Genomic DNA, 3,709 nt, shown 5'->3' with positions numbered 1-3,709 from the left:
GCTTGCAGGCGCGCAGCCCCGCCTCGTGCGCGGCGGCGGCCGTCGGGTAGAAGCGCACGTTCGCGCGCCGCGGTGTGATGGCGGGGCAGCTCGGACGGCGGATAGGCGCTCATGGGGCCGACAGTAGGGCACCGGCGGGGTGGACTGTCGGCGGTTGACACGCGCCGGGCGCGTGGAGGAGGGCCGGGGTGCCGACGCCCGTGTCCGATTCCCGCTCCTGCTCGACGCCGCCGCGTGCGAGGCTCGAGGCGTGCCCGACTCCGATCCGCTCTTCGAGGAGCGCTACCGCGCCGTCGCCTCCCGCGACTCCCGGTTCGACGGGCGGTTCCTGACCGGCGTGCACACCACCGGCATCTACTGCCGTCCGAGCTGCCCCGCCATCACACCGCGGCGCGCGAACGTGCGCTTCTACCCGACGGCCGCCGCCGCGCACGAGGCGGGGCTGCGCGCCTGCAAGCGCTGCCTGCCGGACGCCGTCCCCGGCTCCCCCGAGTGGAACCTGCGCGACGACACGGCGGCGCGCGCCATGCGTTTGATCGCCGACGGAGTGGTCGACCGCGAGGGGGTCGAGGGGCTGGCCGCCCGGCTCGGCTACGGCGCGCGCCACCTCGGCCGCATCCTGCGCGAGGAGCTGGGCGCGCCTCCGCTGGCGCTCGCGCGCGCCCAGCGCGCCCAGACCGCCCGGCTCCTGCTCACGAGCACCGACCTGCCCGTGTCCGACGTCGCTTTCGCTGCCGGCTTCACGAGTATCCGGCAGTTCAACGCGACCCTGGCGGAGGTGTACGAGCGGACCCCGACGGCCCTGCGCGCCTCCGCCCGCGGCACGCGCTCCGAGGCGAGCGTCCATGACGGCGCGACCACGCTGGAGCTCCGGCTGGCAGTGCGGGCTCCGTTCGATCCCGGGGTGCTCGACGTGCTCGGCGGCGCCGCGCTTCCGGGCATCGAGGAGGCGTCGCCCGGCGGCTACGCCCGCTCGCTCGTCCTGCCCGGGGGCGCGGCGCTGGTCCGGCTGGCGGCGGACGGGGAGAGCGTCCGCTGCAGCGCGACTCTCGTCTCCGTCGCCGACGTCGGGCCGCTGGTCGCCCGGGTGAGGCGGGTTCTCGACCTGGACGCGGATGCCCGCGCCGTGGACGAGGCCCTCGCGGCCGATCCCGCACTCGCTCCGAGCGTCGCCGCCCGCCCCGGTGTCCGCGTGCCCGGCTCCGTCGATCCGGCCGAGACGCTGGTGCGCGCGCTGCTCGGCCGGCGGGAGGTTGCACGGCTGGTCGCGGCGCTCGGCGCGACGCTCCCGGAGTCTGTGGCGAGCGGATCGATCGCACGCGCCTTCCCCTCCCCCGCGGTGATCGCCGAGCACGCCGCCGACGTGCTCCGCGGATCCGCCGACGTGCTGGTGCGGATCTGCACGCTGCTCGCCGAGGGAGCCCTGCGGCTTGACGCCGACCGGGAGGAGCTCGCCGAGCAGCTGCTGGCGGTCCCCGGGATCGACGCCGCCACGGCGGGCGAGGTGGCGCAGCGGGCGACCGGAGATCCCGACGTCCTGCTCACCGGGGATCCCGTGCTCCGGCGGGGCGCGGCGGCGCTCGGCCTGCCCGCCGGCGAGCGCGCGCTGACCGAGGCCGGACGCCGCTGGGCGCCCTGGCGCAGCTACGCCGGGGCGCGCCTCGCGGCCGCGGTCACGCCTCCGGCGCGGGGTCGATGATCGGGAGCGCCGCGGTCATCGCCTCGATGCCCGAGAGCCGCGCCGGCGAGATCAGCCGCATGACCTCCTCGCGGGACATCAGCCCCGCCTCGACCACCAGGTCGGCGATGTTGCGGCCGGTCGCGAGGGCGGCCTTCGCGAGGGCGGCGGACGCGGTGTAGCCGATGCTCGGGGTGAGCGCCGTCACGACGCCGACCGAGGAGGCGACCATGGCCTCGAGCCGGTCGACGTTCGCGGTGATGCCGTCGATGCAGTTCTCGCGGAGCGTCCTGCAGGCCTGCGTCATCCAGGTGATGCTCTGCAGCAGCGAGTGCGCGATCACCGGCTCGAAGGCGTTGAGCTGGAGCTGACCCGCCTCGGCCGCCATCGTGACCGTGACGTCGGCCCCGGCCACCGAGTAGGCGACCTGGTTGACCACCTCGGGGATGACCGGGTTCACCTTGCCGGGCATGATGCTGGATCCCGCCTGGCGCGGAGGCAGGTTGATCTCACCGAAGCCGGCCTGAGGGCCCGAGGAGAGGAGCCTCAGGTCGTTGCAGATCTTGGACAGCTTGATCGCGGAGCGCTTGAGCGCGCTCGAGAACGACATGAAGACGCCGGTGTCGCTCGTCGCCTCGACGAGGTCCTGCGCCATCTCGAGGTCGAGGTCGGTGATCTCGTTGAGGTGGCGGACCGCAGCTGCGCCGTAGCGCGGATCGGCGGTGATGCCGGTGCCGATCGCGGTGGCTCCGATGTTGACCTCGGCGAGCAGCCAGATGGTCTCGGAGAGACGGGCGTGGTCCTCGCCGAGGGTCGTCGCGAAGCCGTGGAACTCCTGGCCGAGCGTCATCGGCACCGCGTCCTGCAGCTGCGTGCGGCCGACCTTCAGGACGCTGCCGAACTCGACCGCCTTGCGGGAGAACGACTCGCGCAGCAGCGCCAGCTCGTCGAGCAGGCGGCGCAGCGACCAGGTCATCGCGATCTTGATCGCGGTCGGGTAGACGTCGTTGGTGGACTGGCTGCGGTTGACGTCGTCGAGGGGGTGCAGGTGCGCGTAGTCGCCCCGCTCGAAGCCGCCGATCTCGAGTGCGACGTTGGCGACGACCTCGTTCGCGTTCATGTTCGTCGAGGTGCCGGCGCCGCCCTGGATCACCCCGACCACGAACTGGTCGTGGAACTCGCCGTCGATGATGCGGCGGCACGCGGCCTCGATCAGCTCGGCCTTGGCGGGGGCGAGACTGCCGAGCTCGGTGTTGGCCCGGGCGGCCGCGAGCTTGACCGTGGCGAGGGACCGGACGAGATCGGGGTAGATCGAGATGGGGCGCTTCGAGATCGGGAAGTTGTCGAGGGCCCGCGCCGTGTGGATGCCCCAGTAGGCCTCGGCGGGGATCTCCATCGAGCCGAGGGAGTCGCTCTCGGTGCGCGTGGCGGGGGTCTCGGTGTCGTCCAGGGCTCTGCCTTCCGGGTCGCGGTCGGGGAGGGTGCTCGGTGCGAGGGTCACGTCCAGCTCCGTTGCTGTCGTCGTGCGGCCCCGGAGGGTGCAGGGGGCTCGCGAACTGCGCGGCCAGCCTATCGCCGGGGCGCGGGGCGGCGGCGGACGCGGGCGCGGAGCGTCCGCTCGGCGGGCGCGGAACGACCGCGCCTCCCGCCGCCGGAGCGGACAGGAGGCGCGGGACGCGGGAAGCGGCGGATCAGCGGTAGTCGCTGCCCGACGCGAGGGCCGCGAGCGGCACGAGCACTACCACGACGAGCACGGCGATCGCGAACAGCAGGACGAGGCCGAGCATGACGGAGTTGAGCACGATGCCCCAGATCGAGAGCGTGCGGCCGGTCGGCTCCCTCCGCAGGCCCAGGATGCCGAAGACGAGGCCCGCGGCCGGAGCGATCACGGTCAGTCCGAAGAAGACGGAGGTGACGCCGAGGATCAGGCTGGTGAGGGAGATCACGGGGGAGATCACCACGAAGCCGGCGAGCGCCGAGAGCCCGGCGAACCAGACGGCCCGGGCGCCCTTGCGGTCCCGGGTGCGGTGC

General features: G+C 73.9%; 3 protein-coding genes and 1 pseudogene. 1 reads left to right on the top strand and 3 read right to left on the bottom strand.

The features are described 5' to 3' along the window. A pseudogene (locus C5C27_RS16905) lies at positions 1-97 on the bottom strand (Ada metal-binding domain-containing protein); the annotation flags it as partial. A gap of 153 nt (positions 98-250) precedes the next feature. Between C5C27_RS16905 and C5C27_RS16900 the strand changes: the two are divergent. Further along, positions 251-1,699 carry an Ada metal-binding domain-containing protein gene (locus C5C27_RS16900; RefSeq protein ID WP_181133579.1) on the top strand — a complete coding sequence of 483 codons (1,449 nt, stop codon included), beginning with the start codon at positions 251-253 and terminating at the stop codon, positions 1,697-1,699. On the opposite strand, the gene C5C27_RS16895 is transcribed toward C5C27_RS16900, so the two are convergent. Beyond that, on the bottom strand, positions 1,674-3,128 hold the full coding sequence (locus C5C27_RS16895) for an aspartate ammonia-lyase (RefSeq protein ID WP_258066843.1): 1,455 nt from the start codon (positions 3,126-3,128) through the stop codon (positions 1,674-1,676). The two genes, C5C27_RS16900 and C5C27_RS16895, sit on opposite strands and share 26 nt — an antisense overlap. 241 nt (positions 3,129-3,369) lie before the next feature. Further along, positions 3,370-3,709, bottom strand: a 340-nt coding sequence (locus C5C27_RS18255; protein WP_104314982.1) for a hypothetical protein, incomplete at its 5' end; no start/stop codon positions are given.

It is taken from the genome of Rathayibacter sp. AY2B7 (genome assembly GCF_002931635.1).
Classification (GTDB): Bacteria; Actinomycetota; Actinomycetes; order Actinomycetales; family Microbacteriaceae; genus Rathayibacter.
This window is presented reverse-complemented; position numbering and strand designations above follow the sequence as displayed.